The sequence below is a fragment of the Streptomyces xylophagus genome (assembly GCF_000716435.1).
GTDB classification, from domain to species: Bacteria; Actinomycetota; Actinomycetes; order Streptomycetales; family Streptomycetaceae; genus Streptomyces; species Streptomyces xylophagus.
The window spans coordinates 267,387-283,174 of sequence record NZ_JNWO01000010.1 but is presented as its reverse complement, the minus strand read 5'-3'; the positions used below and the strand labels follow the sequence as shown (position 1 = coordinate 283,174).

The 15,788-nt window shown below is 68.3% G+C and carries 16 protein-coding genes and 1 riboswitch; of the genes, 13 read left to right on the top strand and 3 right to left on the bottom strand.

The features are described 5' to 3' along the window. The 3 genes from OO70_RS24790 to OO70_RS24780 all read left to right on the top strand — a co-directional run. Positions 1-778, top strand: a 778-nt coding sequence (locus OO70_RS24790; RefSeq protein ID WP_043675632.1) for a cytochrome c oxidase subunit I, incomplete at its 5' end; no start/stop codon positions are given. Continuing rightward, entirely contained in the window at positions 775-1,173 is a 399-nt protein-coding gene (locus tag OO70_RS24785; protein ID WP_019062392.1) for a cytochrome c oxidase subunit 4, read from the top strand. The genes OO70_RS24790 and OO70_RS24785, both read left to right, overlap by 4 nt. A 130-nt stretch (positions 1,174-1,303) precedes the next feature. Next, positions 1,304-2,569 carry a L,D-transpeptidase gene (locus tag OO70_RS24780; protein ID WP_043675547.1) on the top strand — a complete coding sequence of 422 codons (1,266 nt, stop codon included), beginning with the start codon at positions 1,304-1,306 and terminating at the stop codon, positions 2,567-2,569. An 83-nt stretch (positions 2,570-2,652) separates the two neighbouring features. On the opposite strand, the gene OO70_RS24775 is transcribed toward OO70_RS24780, so the two are convergent. Continuing rightward, complete coding sequence (locus OO70_RS24775) at positions 2,653-3,054, bottom strand: response regulator (protein WP_043675544.1); 402 nt, start codon at positions 3,052-3,054, stop codon at positions 2,653-2,655. Between the two features lie 169 nt (positions 3,055-3,223). Between OO70_RS24775 and ctaE the strand changes: the two genes are divergently transcribed. The 6 genes from ctaE (at position 3,224) to OO70_RS24745 (ending at position 10,339) form a co-directional block, all read left to right on the top strand. Further along, on the top strand, positions 3,224-3,844 hold the full coding sequence (ctaE, locus tag OO70_RS24770) for an aa3-type cytochrome oxidase subunit III (RefSeq protein WP_019067823.1): 621 nt from the start codon (positions 3,224-3,226) through the stop codon (positions 3,842-3,844). Between the two features lie 80 nt (positions 3,845-3,924). Further along, positions 3,925-4,734 carry a cytochrome bc1 complex diheme cytochrome c subunit gene (gene qcrC, locus OO70_RS24765; RefSeq protein WP_043675541.1) on the top strand — a complete coding sequence of 270 codons (810 nt, stop codon included), beginning with the start codon at positions 3,925-3,927 and terminating at the stop codon, positions 4,732-4,734. Further along, positions 4,731-5,786: a cytochrome bc1 complex Rieske iron-sulfur subunit gene (qcrA, locus tag OO70_RS24760; RefSeq protein ID WP_043675538.1), complete on the top strand. Its 1,056-nt coding sequence runs from the start codon at positions 4,731-4,733 to the stop codon at positions 5,784-5,786. Before qcrC ends, qcrA begins: the two co-directional genes overlap by 4 nt. Beyond that, the gene (gene qcrB, locus OO70_RS24755) at positions 5,783-7,420 is read left to right on the top strand and encodes a cytochrome bc1 complex cytochrome b subunit (protein ID WP_043675535.1); all 1,638 of its coding nucleotides are present in this window, start codon (positions 5,783-5,785) and stop codon (positions 7,418-7,420) included. Before qcrA ends, qcrB begins: the two co-directional genes overlap by 4 nt. A gap of 135 nt (positions 7,421-7,555) precedes the next feature. Beyond that, entirely contained in the window at positions 7,556-8,620 is a 1,065-nt protein-coding gene (gene trpD, locus OO70_RS24750) for an anthranilate phosphoribosyltransferase (RefSeq protein WP_043675532.1), read from the top strand. A gap of 75 nt (positions 8,621-8,695) precedes the next feature. Continuing rightward, positions 8,696-8,812, top strand: a riboswitch (SAM riboswitch). A 165-nt stretch (positions 8,813-8,977) separates the two neighbouring features. Further along, entirely contained in the window at positions 8,978-10,339 is a 1,362-nt protein-coding gene (locus OO70_RS24745) for an aminotransferase class V-fold PLP-dependent enzyme (RefSeq protein ID WP_043675529.1), read from the top strand. A 129-nt stretch (positions 10,340-10,468) separates the two neighbouring features. Here the strand turns inward: OO70_RS24745 and OO70_RS24740 are convergent, their stop codons facing one another. Together OO70_RS24740 and OO70_RS24735 are read right to left on the bottom strand one after the other, a co-directional pair. Further along, positions 10,469-10,750, bottom strand: a complete 282-nt coding sequence (locus OO70_RS24740) for an Lrp/AsnC family transcriptional regulator (protein WP_019062383.1) — start codon at positions 10,748-10,750, stop codon at positions 10,469-10,471. Continuing rightward, a complete protein-coding gene (locus OO70_RS24735) occupies positions 10,747-11,481 on the bottom strand; it encodes a rhomboid family intramembrane serine protease (protein ID WP_043675526.1) in 735 nt (244 codons plus the stop codon). Before OO70_RS24735 ends, OO70_RS24740 begins: the two co-directional genes overlap by 4 nt. Before the next feature lie 172 nt (positions 11,482-11,653). Here OO70_RS24735 and OO70_RS24730 point away from each other — a divergent pair, with 172 nt between their 5' ends. From OO70_RS24730 to OO70_RS24715, 4 genes are all read left to right on the top strand, one after another. Beyond that, entirely contained in the window at positions 11,654-11,893 is a 240-nt protein-coding gene (locus OO70_RS24730) for a hypothetical protein (protein ID WP_019067815.1), read from the top strand. 37 nt (positions 11,894-11,930) lie between these two features. Then, positions 11,931-13,274 carry an NYN domain-containing protein gene (locus OO70_RS24725; protein WP_043675521.1) on the top strand — a complete coding sequence of 448 codons (1,344 nt, stop codon included), beginning with the start codon at positions 11,931-11,933 and terminating at the stop codon, positions 13,272-13,274. Positions 13,275-13,484: 210 nt separating this feature from the next. Then, entirely contained in the window at positions 13,485-14,519 is a 1,035-nt protein-coding gene (locus OO70_RS24720) for a C40 family peptidase (RefSeq protein ID WP_043675519.1), read from the top strand. A gap of 241 nt (positions 14,520-14,760) precedes the next feature. Then, entirely contained in the window at positions 14,761-15,783 is a 1,023-nt protein-coding gene (locus OO70_RS24715) for a C40 family peptidase (RefSeq protein WP_043675516.1), read from the top strand. Positions 15,784-15,788 lie beyond the last annotated feature (5 nt).

Sequence of the window (15,788 nt, the reverse complement as noted above, 5' to 3'; positions counted from 1 at the left end):
CGGCCATCCAGAGGTGTACATCATCGCCCTGCCGTTCTTCGGCATCATCTCCGAGGTCATCCCGGTCTTCTCCCGCAAGCCGATGTTCGGCTACATGGGCCTGGTCGCGGCCACGATCTCCATCGCCGGCCTCTCCGTGACCGTGTGGGCCCACCACATGTACGTCACCGGCGGAGTGCTGCTGCCGTTCTTCTCCTTCATGACGTTCCTCATCGCCGTGCCAACGGGCGTGAAGTTCTTCAACTGGATCGGAACGATGTGGAAGGGGTCCTTGAGTTTCGAGACCCCGATGCTCTGGGCCACCGGCTTCCTGATGACCGGCAAGATGCTCGACGAGCGCCTCGGCAAGATCACCTTCTGGACGCTGTTCATCGGCTTCCACGGCACCTTCCTCGTCCAGCACTGGCTGGGTGCCGAGGGCATGCCCCGTCGTTACGCGGACTATCTCGCGGCCGACGGCTTCACCGCCCTGAACACGATCTCGACGATCAGCTCCTTCCTGCTCGGCCTGTCGATCCTGCCGTTCCTCTACAACGTCTGGAAGACGGCCAAGTACGGCAAGAAGGTCGAGGTCGACGACCCGTGGGGCTACGGCCGTTCGCTGGAGTGGGCGACATCCTGCCCGCCCCCGCGGCACAACTTCCTCACGCTGCCCCGCATCCGCAGCGAATCCCCGGCGTTCGACCTGCACCACCCGGAGATCGCCGCTCTCGACCAGCTCGAGAACGCGCACCACGCTGACAAGGCCCTCGCCGGCGGCAAGGAGGCGGGCAAGTGAAGGTCCAGGGCAGGATGTTCATGTGGCTGGCCGTCTTCGTGCTGGTCATGGCGATCGTCTACGGCGTCTGGTCCAAGGAGGCGGCCGGTACCACGGCCCTCTTCATGGCCTTCGGCCTGTGCATCATGGTCGGCTTCTACCTGGGCTTCACGGCCCGGCGGATCGACACCCTCGCACAGGACAACAAGGAGGCCGACGTCGCGGACGAGGCCGGCGAGGTGGGCTTCTTCAGCCCGCACAGCTGGCAGCCCCTCGCCCTCGGTGTCGGTGGCGCACTGGCCTTCCTGTCGATCGCGATCGGCTGGTGGCTGCTGTACTTCTCCGCCCCGATCATCATGATCGGCCTGTACGGCTGGGTCTTCGAGTACTACCGCGGTGAAGACCGCACCCAGTAGCACGTGCTGAGCGCTCGCGAGCCCGGACACTCCGTCAGGAGGGTCCGGGCTCGTGCTTTTGCCGCAACGTGGGTCCCTCGTCCGAGTTACCCACCGCGCCGAGCTTGACGAAGCTTCATAGCCTCACCTCATGAGCCACACTCCGCGCACCCGCACCGTCGTCGGCTGCACCCTGCTGGTGATCTCGCTCGGCGCGGGCTTCACCGCCTGCGGGTCCGACGGCGGCAACCCGCTGTCTGCCAAGCCGTACGACGCGGCGGGGCAGATCTCCTTCAACGGCCCGTCCGGCAAGGGCAAGAAGGCCGACCCCGACAAGCCCCTGGTGGTCACCGCCTCCGGTGACGACGGGCGCATCACGGACGTCACGGCCATGGACGCCACGGGACGCTACGTCACGGGCGAACTCGCCGCCGACGGCAGTCGCTGGCACAGCACCTCCCCGCTGGCCGCCAACGCCCACTACACGGTGCGGGTGAGCACGGAGGACGAGGACGGCGCCCCCGGCCGCAAGGTCCTCACCTTCGACACCACCAAGCCGACCTCGAAGAAGAGCCTGACGGTGAAGTTCGGTCCGGACGCGGGCAAGTACGGCGTCGGCCAGCCGGTCACCGCCGAACTCAGCAAGCCCGTCAAGGACAAGGCACAGCGGGCCATCGTGGAACGCGCCCTCAGGGTGGACTCCACGCCCGCCGTGGAGGGCGCCTGGCACTGGGTGGACGACGAGACACTCCACTACCGCCCCAAGGAGTACTGGCCCACCCACGCCACCATCCAGGTCCACAGCGACCTCGACGGCGTGAAGATCAGCGACCGCCTGTGGGGCGGCAGGTCCAAGCCGCTCAAGCTCACCACGGGCGACAAGATCATCGCCGTGACGGACGCCTCGTCCCACTCGATGACGGTCTACAAGAACGGCGAGGAGATCAACGAACTCCCCGTCACCACCGGCAAGCCCGGCTTCGAGACCCGAAACGGCGTCAAGGTCGTACTGGGCAAGGAGTACTTCGTACGGATGCGCGGTACCACCGTCGGCATCTCCGAGGGCTCCTCGGACTCGTACGACCTCCCCGTGTACTACGCGACCCGCGTCACCTGGAGCGGCGAGTACGTCCACGCCGCCCCCTGGTCCGTCGGCTCCCAGGGCTCCGAGAACGTCAGCCACGGCTGCACCGGCATGAGCACCAGCAACGCCGAGTGGTTCTTCGACACCATCCACGAGGGCGACGTAGTCAAGGTCGTCAACTCCAACGGCGACGAAATGGAACCCTTCGGCAACGGCTTCGGCGACTGGAACCTAGGCTGGAAGAACTGGCGAAGCGGCAGCGCGCTGGTAGGGGGGACCCCTGACGGTCCCAAGCCTGAAGACGCGGCACGCTTGCGGCCAGAGTCCGTGTGAAGCGCGCCCCAAAGGGGCGCGGGGAACTGCGCGAGCAACCACAACCGGCCCGCAGCCGCAAAGCTACGGGCCGCCCCACCCCACTAGGCGCTCAAAGCAGGCTTCTGACGCAACAGGGCAGCCAGCGACGCCGCGAACTCGACAGGGTCAACCGGCAACGTCACAGCAGCATCCGCACGGCTCCACGTGGCCAGCCACGCATCCTGAGGCCGCCCAATAAGGACAAGCACCGGCGGGCAGTTGAACACCTCGTCCTTCACCTGCCGGCACAACCCCATGCCACCCATCGGCACGGACTCACCGTCGAAGACACAGACGTCGATCCCACCCCGGTCCAGCTCCTTGACGACCGCCGCCTGCGTCGCACACTCCAGGAACTCGACCAACGGCGCGTCCGGAGCCGGCCGGCGCCCCGTGGCAAGCCGCACTTGCTCGCGGGTGTTGGAGTCATCGCTGTAGACCAGCACCGTGGCGGTCGGCTGCATGCTTCCTCCGAAGGTCCGTTCCAAGGTCCGTTGCGCGGATGCTACTCCCTTGAACACCCCGTCAACACCTGTTGGAACACCCCTGCGATGGGCCATACGGGCAGTACACACGCTGCGAACACTCCGAACGGCACCCCCCGGAGTGAGGGCGGGATAAGCGACCGACATAATGTCGGTCGTGGCGACAGCAACGACAGTAGAAACCGGGCACGCGCACCCGTCGGTCAACCGGCCGAACCTCACCAGCGTCGGAACCATCATCTGGCTGAGTTCCGAGCTGATGTTCTTCGCGGCCCTCTTCGCGATGTACTTCACCCTGCGATCGGTGACCGGTCCGGATCACTGGAAGGAGATGGCGAGCCATCTCAACCTTCCGTTCTCCGCGACCAACACCACGATCCTGGTGCTCTCCTCCCTCACCTGCCAGCTCGGCGTCTTCGCCGCCGAGCGCGGGGACGTGAAGAAGCTCAGGGGCTGGTTCATCATCACGTTCGTGATGGGTGCGATCTTCATCGGCGGTCAGATCTTCGAGTACACGGAGCTGGTGAAGAAGGACGGCCTGTCGCTGTCCTCCGACCCGTACGGCTCGGTGTTCTACCTGACCACCGGCTTCCACGGCATGCACGTGACGGGCGGCCTCATCGCCTTCCTGTTCGTCCTCGGCCGCACCTACGCGGCGAAGAGGTTCACCCACGAACAGGCGACCGCGGCCATCGTCGTGTCCTACTACTGGCACTTCGTCGATGTCGTCTGGATCGGCCTCTTCGCCACGATCTACTTGATCAAGTAGTCGGGCCCGATCCCGCGCGCGCCCAAGAAGCGCACATTCCAGAAGCATCGACGCAGAAGATCCTGACACCGGGGTAATCCGTGAAAAAGCTCTCCACACGACGACGCCATCCGCTGGCGGCGGTCGTCGTACTCCTCCTCGCGCTGGCGGCAACTGGGGGGCTGTACGCCGCGTTCGCGCCCGCGAGCAAGGCGCAGGCCGACGAGTCCGCCCAGTCCCTCGCCATCGACGAGGGCAAGAAGCTCTACGCCGTCGGCTGCGCCAGCTGCCACGGCACCGGCGGTCAGGGCTCCTCCGACGCTCCGAGCCTCGTCGGCGTCGGGTCCGCGGCGGTCGACTTCCAGGTCGGCACCGGCCGGATGCCGGCCCAGCAGCCGGGCGCTCAGATCCCGGCCAAGAAGGTCATCTACTCGCAGGCCGAGATCGACCAGCTCGCGGCGTACATCGCCTCGCTGGGCGCCGGTCCGGTCATCCCGACGAAGAACGAGTACGGGCCGGAGGGATCGGACATCGCCAAGGGTGGCGAGCTGTTCCGCACCAACTGCGCCCAGTGCCACAACTTCACCGGCAAGGGCGGCGCGCTGACGCACGGCAAGTTCGCGCCGAGCCTTGAGGGTGTTGCCCCCAAGCACATCTACGAGGCCATGCAGACCGGCCCGCAGAACATGCCTTCCTTCCCCGACACCACGCTGTCGTCGAAGAACAAGAAGGACATCATCGCGTACCTCAACGCGGTCAACGGCGACAACACCGAGAGCCCCGGCGGTCTTGAGCTGGGTGGTCTCGGTCCGGTCAGTGAGGGTCTCTTCGCCTGGATCTTCGGTCTGGGCGCGCTGATCGCGGTAGCCGTCTGGGTCGCCGCTCGGACCGCAAAGGCCAAGAAGTCATGAGTAGCCAAGACATTCCAGAAGAGAACCTGCCCGCTGAGCAGGACGCGCACGGCGCGGTGTCGGTCGCGGACGAGCACGACCCGTTTGCCGACCCCGGCCTGCCGCCGCACGAGCACCGTGTCCAGGACATCGACGAGCGGGCCGCCAAGCGGTCCGAGCGCGTCGTCGCCTTCCTGTTCACCGTGTCGATGCTGGCCACCGTCGCCTTCATCGCCTCGTACGTGGCGATCCCGCACGACAAGGCGATCTTCGTCTTCCCGATCGGTCACATCAACGCGCTCAACTTCGCGCTGGGTCTGACCCTCGGTGTGGCGCTCTTTACCATCGGCGCGGGCGCGGTCCACTGGGCCCGCACCCTGATGTCCGACGTGGAGATCGCCGACGAGCGGCACGCGATCGAGGCGCCCCCCGAGGTCAAGGCCAAGGTTCTGGCCGACTTCAAGCAGGGTGCCAAGGAGTCGGCGCTCGGCCGTCGCAAGCTGATCCGCAACACGATGTTCGGCGCGCTGGCCCTGTTCCCGCTCTCCGGCGTCATGCTGCTGCGCGACCTGGGCCCGCTGCCGGGGACGAAGCTCCGCCACACCCTGTGGTCCAAGGGCAAGCTCCTCGTCAACATGAACACGAACCTGCCGCTGCGTCCCTCGGACGTGGCCGTCGGCTCGCTCACCTTCGCCAAGCCCGAGGGCCTGGAGGAGACCGACGAGGAGTTCCAGACCGAGATCGCCAAGTCGGCGCTGATGATCGTCCGGCTGCAGCCGGACAACATCAAGGACAAGCGCGAGCTGGAGTGGGCGCACGAGGGCATCGTGGCCTTCTCGAAGATCTGCACCCACGTGGGCTGCCCGATCTCCCTGTACGAGCAGCAGACGCACCACGTGCTGTGCCCGTGCCACCAGTCCACCTTCGACCTCTCCGACGGTGCCCGAGTGATCTTCGGCCCGGCCGGTCACGCCCTGCCGCAGCTGCGCATCGGCGTGAGCGACGAGGGCTACCTCCAGGCGCTCGGCGACTTCGAGGAGCCCGTCGGTCCTGCATTCTGGGAGCGCGGATGAGCACTACGACGAACACAGACTCGCGTGCGCGCGAGAAAGCACCGGCCGGCGAGAAGATCGCCGACTGGGCGGACGGACGGCTCGGGATCTACTCCCTCGCCAAGTCCAACATGCGCAAGATCTTCCCCGACCACTGGTCGTTCATGCTGGGCGAGGTCTGCCTCTACAGCTTCATCATCATCATCCTCACGGGTGTGTATCTGACGCTGTTCTTCCACCCGTCGATGAACGAGGTGACGTACCACGGCAGCTATGTCCCGCTCCAGGGGCAGCTGATGTCGGAGGCGTTCAACTCGACGATGCACATCTCCTTCGATGTGCGCGGTGGTCTGCTGATCCGTCAGATCCACCACTGGGCGGCGCTGATCTTCCTCGCCGCCATGTTCGTGCACATGATGCGCGTGTTCTTCACGGGTGCGTTCCGCAAGCCGCGTGAGGTCAACTGGCTGTTCGGCTTCCTGCTGTTCGTCCTGGGCATGTTCACCGGCTTCACCGGTTACTCGCTCCCGGACGACCTGCTCTCCGGCACCGGTGTCCGCTTCATGGAGGGCGCGGTCCTGTCCGTGCCGATCGTCGGCACGTACCTGTCGTTCTTCCTCTTCGGCGGCGAGTTCCCGGGCGGCGACTTCGTCGCACGGTTCTACTCGATCCACATCCTGCTGCTGCCGGGCATCATGCTCGGCCTGGTGGTCGGCCACCTGATCCTGGTCTTCTACCACAAGCACACGCAGTTCGCGGGCCCCGGAAAGACGAACAACAACGTCGTCGGCATGCCGCTGCTGCCGGTCTACATGGCCAAGGCCGGAGGCTTCTTCTTCCTGGTCTTCGGTGTCATCGCGGCCGTCGCGGCGATCGCCTCGATCAACCCGATCTGGGCCATGGGTCCCTACCGTCCCGACATGGTGTCCACGGGCGCGCAGCCCGACTGGTACATGGGCTTCTCCGAGGGCCTGATCCGTGTCATGCCGGGCTGGGAGATCAACGTCTGGGGTCACACGCTCGTCCTGGGTGTGTTCATCCCGCTGATCATCTTCCCGCTGGTCCTGGTCGCGATCGCGGTCTACCCGTTCATCGAGTCCTGGGTCACCGGCGACAAGAGCGAGCACCACATCCTGGACCGCCCGCGCAACGTCCCGACCCGTACGGCCTTCGGTGCCGCGTGGATCTCGTGGTACTTCGTCCTGCTCGTCGGTGGCGGCAACGACATCTGGGCCACGCACTTCCACCTGTCGATCAACTCGATCACCTGGTTCGTGCGCGTCGGCTTCTTCGTGGTGCCGGTGCTGGTGTTCATCGCGACCAAGCGGGTCTGCCTCGGCCTCCAGCGTCGCGACCGGGACAAGGTGCTGCACGGCCGCGAGTCGGGCATCATCAAGCGCCTGCCGCACGGTGAGTTCGTGGAGATCCACGAGCCGCTCAGCCAGGACGCGCTGCACACGCTCACCGCGCACGAGCAGTACGTCCCGGCCGCGATCGGCGCGACCGTCGACGAGAACGGTGTCGAGCGCAAGGTGAAGGGTTCCGAGAAGCTGCGCGCCAAGCTGAGCGAGGCGTACTACGGCGAGGACTCCCAGATCCCCAAGCCCACCGTCGAGGAGTACAAGGAGATCACGAGCGGCCACGGCCACCACTGATCGCTGAGGCGTCGCCACGCCGCGGTCGAAGGGCCCCGTCCGAACACCGGACGGGGCCCTTCGCCGTGCCTGCGGCTGGATAGGGTGGGGGAGGTCTTTCGAACCATGGTTTCTACGACACTCAGGAGCGGCCGTATGAGCGCTGTGACCCCCGCTGGAGGCGACACCGCGGCGGCCCGTTCCTGGCCCGACGTACTGAGCGCGCTGCTGGCCGGACAGGACCTGAGCACCGCCGGCACGGCGTGGGCGATGGACCGGATCATGAGCGGGGAGGCGGCGGACGCGCAGATCGCCGGTTTCCTGGTGGCGCTGCGGGCCAAGGGCGAGACGGTCGAGGAGATCACCGGTCTCGTCGAGGCGATGTACGCCCACGCGAAGCCGCTGGACATCCCGGGACCGGCCGTCGACATCGTCGGTACGGGCGGCGACCGGGCCAAGACGGTCAACATCTCGACGATGTCCGCGATCGTGATCGCCGGGACCGGCGCGAAGGTCGTCAAGCACGGCAACCGCGCCTCCTCCTCGGCGAGCGGCTCCTCCGACGTCCTGGAGAAGCTCGGCATCAACCTCGACCTGCCGACCGAGCAGGTGGCGCGGGTGGCGGAGGAGGCCGGGATCACGTTCTGTTTCGCGGCCAAGTTCCATCCCGCGATGCGGTTCGCCGGCGCGGTCCGGCGGGATCTGGGCATCCCGACCGCGTTCAACCTCCTCGGCCCGCTCACCAACCCGGCCCGGGTCACCACCTCGGCGGTCGGCTGCTTCGACACCCGCATGGCCGGGCTCATCGCCGGAGTGCTCGCCGAACGTGGCTCCTCCGCGCTGGTGTTCCGCGGTGACGACGGCCTGGACGAGCTGACGACCACCGCGACCTCACGGGTGTGGATCGTCCGCGACGGCAAGGTCACCGAGGAGTCCTTCGACCCGAGGGACGTCGGCCTCGAACTGGTCCCCGTGGAGGCCCTGCGCGGTGCAGACCCCGAGTACAACGCGGGCGTGGCCCGTCGTCTCCTGGACGGCGAGACGGGCCCGGTACGGGACGCCGTACTCCTGAACTCGGCGGCTGCCCTGGTGGCGCTTGAGGCGGGTGACGGGCCGCTGGCGGACCGGATCAGGGCCGGGATGGCGAAGGCCGCGGAGTCGATCGACTCGGGTGCGGCCAAGCGGACGCTGGAGCGCTGGGCCGCCGCCACGCACGCGTAGCAGGTGTCGGTCGTCGTCCCGCGATCCGGACACGGGTTGCGGGGCGACGATCACATCGCGTAGGTTTTTGGACCAGGTCATGAGTGACAGTCATGAGGCCCCGGCCGACTGTCCGGCAACCCTCCGTCCGTGGCGGGGTGCCCCGGGTGAAGACCAGGCCGTAGGCAGCGAGGTCTACGGCAAGCGCGGGCCCCTCGAAAGACACCAGGGGTCCTGGTCATCGAGGGAGCCCTCTGTGAGCAAGCGAATGCGATAGGGCGTCGAGCCCCGCCTCCGCATACCCCCTTTCACCCCCTCCGTGCTGGAGCCGTTCCCGCTCGCACGGCGGAACCGCCTTGCCTCTCACAGGAGTTCGCCATGTCTGTCTCCACCGCTGCCGCCGCCCAGACCATTTGTGCCCAGCTGCCCGTTCTCGGCCGGGATGTCACCGTCCCGCTCGTCACGGGCGGCGAGGTCACCTACGCGGCGCTCGACTACGCGGCCAGCGCCCCCGCCCTCCAGCGCGTCTGGGACGACGTGGCGGCCTACGCCCCGTACTACGGCAGCGTCCACCGAGGCGCCGGCTACCTCTCGCAGCTCTCCACCGACCTCTTCGAGAACGCCCGCAAGACGGTCGAGGAGTTCCTGGACTGCCGCCCGGACGACCAGCTGATCTTCACCCGCTCCACGACGGACTCCCTCAACCTCCTCGCCGCCGCGCTCCCCGCCGACTGCCAGGTCTTCGTCTTCGAGACGGAGCACCACGCGTCCCTCCTCCCCTGGAAGGACGCCCAGGTCACCTACCTCAACGCCCCGCGCACCCCGGCCCAGGCGGTCGAGACCCTGGAGCGAGCCCTCGCCGCCCGCGACCCCCAGGGCCCGGCCCTGGTCTGCGTGACGGGCGCCTCGAACGTCACCGGTGAGCTGTGGCCGGTCCGCGAACTGGCCGCCGCGGCTCACGCCCACGGCGCCCGGATCGTCCTGGACGCCGCCCAACTCGCCCCGCACCACCCGGTGTCCGTCCAGGATCTCGACGTCGACTGGATCGCCTTCTCCGGCCACAAGCTCTACGCCCCCTTCGGCTCCGGCGTCCTCGCCGGCCGCGCCGACTGGCTCCAGGCGGCCGACCCCTACCTCGCGGGCGGCGGCGCCAGCCGCAAGGTCACCCGGCGCGAGGACGGGGGAGTGGACGTGGAGTGGCACGACAGCGCCGCCCGGCACGAGGCAGGCTCCCCGAACGTCATCGGCGCCTACTCCATCGCGTCGGCCTGCAAGGCCCTCACGGAGGCGGGCTTCGACACGCTGGTCGCCCGCGAGCAGCACCTGATCGAGAAGGTACGGGCGGGCTTGGCAGAGGTTCCGGAGGTGCGCGTGTTGTCGTTGTTCGGCGACGACGCCCCGCGCGTGGGCGTGATCTCCTTCGTCGTCGACGGCTGGAACAGCTCCCACTTCGCCGCCGCCCTCTCCGCCGAGTACGGCATCGGCGTCCGCGACGGCCTCTTCTGCGCCCACCCGCTGGTCCGCACCCTCCTGGGCAGCGACCCCCAGACCCAGGGCGAATGCGGAGCCCCCGAGGCGGCCCCCGGCGAAAAGTCCCTCAACGCGATCCGAGTCAGCTTCGGCGCGGGCACCCCGGACGAGCACGTCGAGCGCTTCGTAGGCGCGGTACGCGAACTGGTGACCAAGGGCGCCAAGTGGACCTACCACACGGAGAACGGCCGCTGCGTCCCGGCAGTGTGAGGTAAGCGCGGTCCGATGCAAATGCCCTTCGGGGCAGCACCCTCAGGGGCGCGGGGAACTGCGCGACCAGCCACGACGGACCGAAAGTCGCAGTCCATCCGCGCCCCGCAGACGATTAGGCGCTCAACCTCACGAGTCCAACCCGATCGCAAAAGCCGCCTCAAGGTCATGCTGCGAGTAAGTCCGAAACGCCACGTGCGTATCCGTCCCCTCCACCCCGGGGATCTTGGAGATCCGCCCAGGGATCACCTCGGCCAGATCCTCGTGCTGCCGCACACGCACCATCGCGATCAAGTCATACGTACCGGTGACGGAGAAGACCTCGCTCACAGATTCGAGCGCGGCGATCGACTCGGCGATCTCGGGGATCCGGTCCACGCTGGTCTTGATGAGGACGATCGCGGTGATCACGGCTGGTTCTCTCCCTCGGGGACCTGTGCTGGGGCGGGTTTCACTCTAGTCGCACGACCGAACCGCACCCACGCGTAGCCGAACCCCAGCGTGAAGCCGACGAGGTGGGCGAGGTACGCCACCCCCGGCCCCTGTGCGGCCTGGCCCGCCGCCAGCCACTGCAGGGCGGCCCAGAAGGGCAGCACGACCCACGCGGGGAAGCGCAGCGGCAGGAAGAAGAGGAAGGGCAGGAGACTCGTCACGCGGGCCCGGGGGAACAAGTACAGGAACGCCCCGAGGACCGCCGAGATCGCCCCGGACGCGCCGACGAGTGACTGTTCGGAGTCGGCGTTGGCGGCCGCGTAGCCCAGCAGGGCCAGGTAGCCGCAGACCACGTAGAACAGGGTGAACTCGACTCGGCCCAGCCGTTCCTCGGTCATCGCTCCGAAGACGTAGAGGAAGAGCATGTTGCCGAGGAGATGGATCCAGCTGCCGTGGATGAAGAGGGCGGTGACCGGAGTCAGCGCCTCCCGGGCGGGGGCGGCGAACAGGTCGGCCGGCACCACGCCCCAGCGGCGGAAGTACGCCCGCTGCGCCACCAGCAGCGCGTCCCCCGTGCCGTAGGACGGGACGAAGCCCGAGGCCGGGCCGAGGACGAAGATCAGACAGCACAGGCCGATCAGGGTGTACGTCATGGGCGCCGAGGTGCCGCGGAACGTCCTGACGAGTGCCGAGCCCCAGTTGCTGATCATGGACACAGAGCATGACGTAACGGGACGCAGCAGCACAGACCGCCTCGCCGCCGGAGGGGCCCTGTGGACGGCCGAGCGGCGAGTACCCGCCAGGCCGTAGGGTTACGAGCCACACTCGCCGGGGAAACCGGCGATCACGGAAACTGGAACAAGAAGGAAGCGAACAGCCACGATGACGGTTCCCCTGCCGACTGCCTCCACGCGGTGGCGCTGCACCCTCTGCGGCAACCTCACGCGCTTCGACGTGACGCGTTCGTCGAAGGTCGTGGAGTACCTCCACCTGGACCTGGCCGGTGAGCCGAAGGTGGAGGAGCGCGAGGTGGTCAGTGAGACCATCGAGTCGGTGCGCTGCCGCTGGTGCAACGCCGTGGATCAGGTGGAACTCGTGGACAGGCCGGGCGCCGGCTCCTGAGAGGGAGTGGCCCCGCACAGGTATTGGGGTGTGAGGGATGGTGGAGAACTCAGGCGGGGGGCCGGGCGACGGCGCCGCCGAGGTGCTCGACCGCCCGCTGCCCGACGGCGTGCGGAGAAGAGTCGTACAGATCGTGTCGGACGGCTTCGGCGGTCTCACGGTCGCCGAACTGCCCCCGCAGCTACGACAGTACGCCCGCTTCGCCCCCAACCGGCGCGCCAAGTTCGCCGGCAACGCCATGGCCGCCGCCCTGGAGACCGATCCGCTGTTCCGGCAGCGGATCGGGGAGAAACTGAGAGAGGCCCAGGCGGAACTCGCGGGCGCCGTCGACTCCGGCTCGCCGCCCCCGGCCGCGGATCCGCTCGATGTGGCGGCCGCGGCCTATGTTCTGCGCCCCACCGGCTGGGTGAAACTCGTGACCGCCGCCGGCGAGGAGGCGCTGCGCGCCGACGCCGAGCGCGCCGACGAGGAGAACCGGGCCGAACTGGAGCGGCTGCGCGAGGAGTTGGCCCAGGCGCGGGACGCCACCCGGACCGAGACCGAGCGGCTGCGCACCGAGCTGGACGCGGCGAAGAAGGAAGCGGAATCGCTTCACCGCAAGCTGCGCTCCGCCCACAGCGACATCAAGCGCGGCGAGGCCGCCCTGCGCAAGCTGCGGGCCGAGACGGACGCCGCGCGCGCCGAGGGGCAGACCCAGCTGTCCGCCGCCGAGAGCGAGGGCCGACGCCTCAAGGCGCGGCTCAGCGAGGCGGAGGCGTCCCTGGAGGCCACCCGCAAGGCGGCCCGCGAGGGGCGCAGCGTCGAGGACATGCGGGTACGGCTGCTGCTCGACACCGTGCTGGAGGCGGCTCAGGGGCTGCGCAGGGAACTGGCGCTCCCCCCTGTCTCCGTACGGCCCGCCGAGACCGTGGACGCGGTCGAACCGGGACGAATGACCCCGAAGGACATCGCCGCGCGGGCGCTGTCGGAGAACGACCCCGCGATCCTGGACCAGTTGCTCGCGCTGCCGCAGGCCCACCTGGTCGTCGACGGCTACAACGTCACCAAGACCGGCTATCCCCAAATGCCCCTGGAGAAGCAGCGGTTGAGGCTTCTGGGGCAGCTGTCGCAGCTCGCCGCGCAGACCGGGGCCGAGGTCACCTGTGTCTTCGACGGGGCCGAGCTGGCCGCGCCCGTGCTGCTCGCGCCGCCGCGCGGAGTGCGGGTGCTGTTCTCCAAACCGGGCGTCACCGCCGACGAGTTGATCCGCCAGCTGGTGCGCGCGGAGCCGCCGGGCCGGCCGGTCATCGTCGCGTCGACCGACCGCGAGGTCGCCGACGGCATCGCGAAGGCGGGCGCCCGGCCCGTCGCTTCTGCGGTACTCCTCAAGCGACTGTCGTGAAGGTCAACGTACAGGTTTAATGCCGGAATTGACCGAACCGTCACGCAACGTAGCGTCAATCGACCATCACTGCATGTTGGTTATGTGCAAAGAATGCTTTGAGTGACGGCATTTTTTCGTGTGAGGATTTGAACTGATCACAGGAACGTCACTAGGGTCATGCCTCGAACCTCCGAACGGGTGATCACTCAATAGAAGGAGCTCGACTCCGTGGCGTCCCATCGTCGACCGAAGCAGCCGAGCCGCACGCGTGTCACCGTGCTGACCACCGCAGCCGCTGCCGCCGTTGCCTTCAGCGCTCAGGCGGCCAATGCCGCGCCGAGCGAGAAGCCCAGCAAGGACGAGGTCAAGGCGAAGGTCGACGCCCTCTACGAGCAGGCCGAGCAGGCCACCGAGAAGCTCGACGGGGCTCAGGAGAAGCAGGACAAGCTCCAGAAAGAGATCTCGACCATCCAGGACAACGTCGCCCGCGGCCAGGAGGAGCTCAACAAGCTCCGCGACGGCCTCGGCACGATGGCGAGCGCCCAGTACCGCACCGGTGGCATCGACCCCTCGATCCAGCTGTTCCTGTCCTCGAACCCGGACGACTACCTCGACAAGGCGTCCACGATGGACCAGTTGAGCAGTCAGCAGGTCGAGGCGCTCACGAAGATCCAGGGCAAGCAGCGCGAACTCGCCCAGGAGCGCGCGGAGGCGAGCAGCAAGCTCAAGGACCTCTCCGCGACCCGCACCGAGCTCAAGAAGAAGAAGGACGAGGTCAAGACCAAGCTGGCCGCGGCCCAGAAGCTGCTCAACACGCTGACGGCCAAGGAGAAGGCGGCCCTCGACGCCCAGCAGGCGCAGGCCGCCAACCGCTCCAGCTCGCGTGTGAACCTCGGCAGCACCGGTTCCGCCTCCAGCCGTGCCGCAGCGGCCTTCGCCGCCGCCCAGTCGGTCCTCGGCTCCCCGTACGTCTACGGCGCCTCCGGCCCGTCCTCCTTCGACTGCTCCGGCCTGACCTCCTGGGCCTACGCGCAGGCGGGTGTCTCCATACCCCGCACGTCCGAGGCGCAGGCGAGCGCCGGCACCCGGATCTACAGCGAGAGCGACCTCAAGGTCGGCGACCTCGTCATCTTCTACGGCGACTACCACCACGTCGGCCTGTACGCGGGCAACGGCCAGGTGCTGCACGCCCCGCACACCGGTGCCGTGGTGCGCTACGAGTCGATCGGCAACATGACGTTCGAGTTCGGCGTCCGGATCTGATCCGTCCTCGTCCGGTCCCCTCCGGTCGTTCTCCGGCCCTTGTGCACCGCCCGAACGGGCGAATTGCGACACACCAGGCTGACTCCACGCCCCGCCGATGACCTGCGTCATAGGCGGGGCGTCACGTTGTGTGCCCGCGCCGGTCTTTGGCCCGCACCCCTTCACAGAGCTACTGTCTGGCGCGTTTCCCCGCACCGGGGGAGCGGTCCGTGTCAGCCAGCGGAAGGAAGTGCGGCTTCCCGTGGGATCCCGTCGTCGCCCTGCACCGTCCGGGTTCGACCGAGGCGCCAGTGCCGCGGTCTGCGTCTTGAGCGCCGCCGCGGCCGCCCTCGGCGCCCTGCCGGCCGGCTCCGCCGTGGCCGCGCCGCACGACGACAGCCGGGCCGAGGTGGACCGGCTCTACCAGGAGGCCGAGAAGGCGACCGAGGCCTTCGACAAGGCCGACGAGCGCGCCGGGCAGCTGCACCGGCAGGTGAGCGACGCCCAGGACCGCATCGCCCGGCAGCAGCAGCGCATCAACACCATGCGGGACGCGCTGGGTTCGCTCGCCGGCGCCCAGTACCGCTCCGGCGGCATCGACCCCACCGTCGCGCTGCTCTTCTCCGACGACCCGGCCGACTACCTCGACAAGGCCTCCGTCCTCGACCGCATCACCACCCAGCAGGCCGACGAGCTCAAGGACCTCCAGGAGGCCATGCGCGAACTCGCCCAGGAGCGCACCGAGGCCGCCGGACACCTCGCCGAACTCGAGCGCAGCCGCAAGGCCGTCGCCACCCACAAGAAGACCGTCGAGCAGAAGCTCGCCAAGGCCCGGCAACTGCTCAACCGGATGCCCCTCGGCGAACGCGCCGCCTTCGACCGGGCCTCCCGCTCCTCCCGCCAGGACATCCCCGACCTCGGCGCCGGCGTCCCCTCCTCGGGCCGCGCCGCGGCCGCCGTGGCCGCGGCCCAGTCCGCACTCGGCAAGCCGTACATCTGGGGCGCCAACGGCCCCGGCGGCTTCGACTGCTCCGGCCTGATGCAGTGGTCGTACGCCCGGGCGGGCGTCCACCTCCCGCGCACCTCGCAGGAACAGCGCTACGCCGGGCACCAGATCCCGCTCTCCCAGGCCCAGCCCGGCGATCTGGTCGTCTACCGCTCCGACGCCAGCCATGTCGCGATGTACGTCGGCAACGGCCAGGTGATCCACGCGCCCTACCCCGGCGCGCCCGTGCGCTACGACCCGGTCGGCATGATGCCGGTCTCGTCGGTCACGCGGGTCTGAACCGG

Bases quoted from the DNA above. Each gene is read 5' to 3' on its own strand.
- OO70_RS24730 (WP_019067815.1), top strand. From the start codon at position 11,654: ATGACGGTTCCCCTGCCGACTGCCTCCACGCGGTGGCGCTGCACCCTC.
- ctaE (WP_019067823.1), top strand. From the start codon at position 3,224: ATGTCGGTCGTGGCGACAGCAACGACAGTAGAAACCGGGCACGCGCAC.
- OO70_RS24775 (WP_043675544.1), bottom strand. From the start codon at position 3,054: ATGCAGCCGACCGCCACGGTGCTGGTCTACAGCGATGACTCCAACACC.
- OO70_RS24735 (WP_043675526.1), bottom strand. From the start codon at position 11,481: ATGATCAGCAACTGGGGCTCGGCACTCGTCAGGACGTTCCGCGGCACC.
- OO70_RS24780 (WP_043675547.1), top strand. From the start codon at position 1,304: ATGAGCCACACTCCGCGCACCCGCACCGTCGTCGGCTGCACCCTGCTG.
- qcrB (WP_043675535.1), top strand. From the start codon at position 5,783: ATGAGCACTACGACGAACACAGACTCGCGTGCGCGCGAGAAAGCACCG.
- OO70_RS24745 (WP_043675529.1), top strand. From the start codon at position 8,978: ATGTCTGTCTCCACCGCTGCCGCCGCCCAGACCATTTGTGCCCAGCTG.
- qcrA (WP_043675538.1), top strand. From the start codon at position 4,731: ATGAGTAGCCAAGACATTCCAGAAGAGAACCTGCCCGCTGAGCAGGAC.
- trpD (WP_043675532.1), top strand. From the start codon at position 7,556: ATGAGCGCTGTGACCCCCGCTGGAGGCGACACCGCGGCGGCCCGTTCC.
- OO70_RS24725 (WP_043675521.1), top strand. From the start codon at position 11,931: ATGGTGGAGAACTCAGGCGGGGGGCCGGGCGACGGCGCCGCCGAGGTG.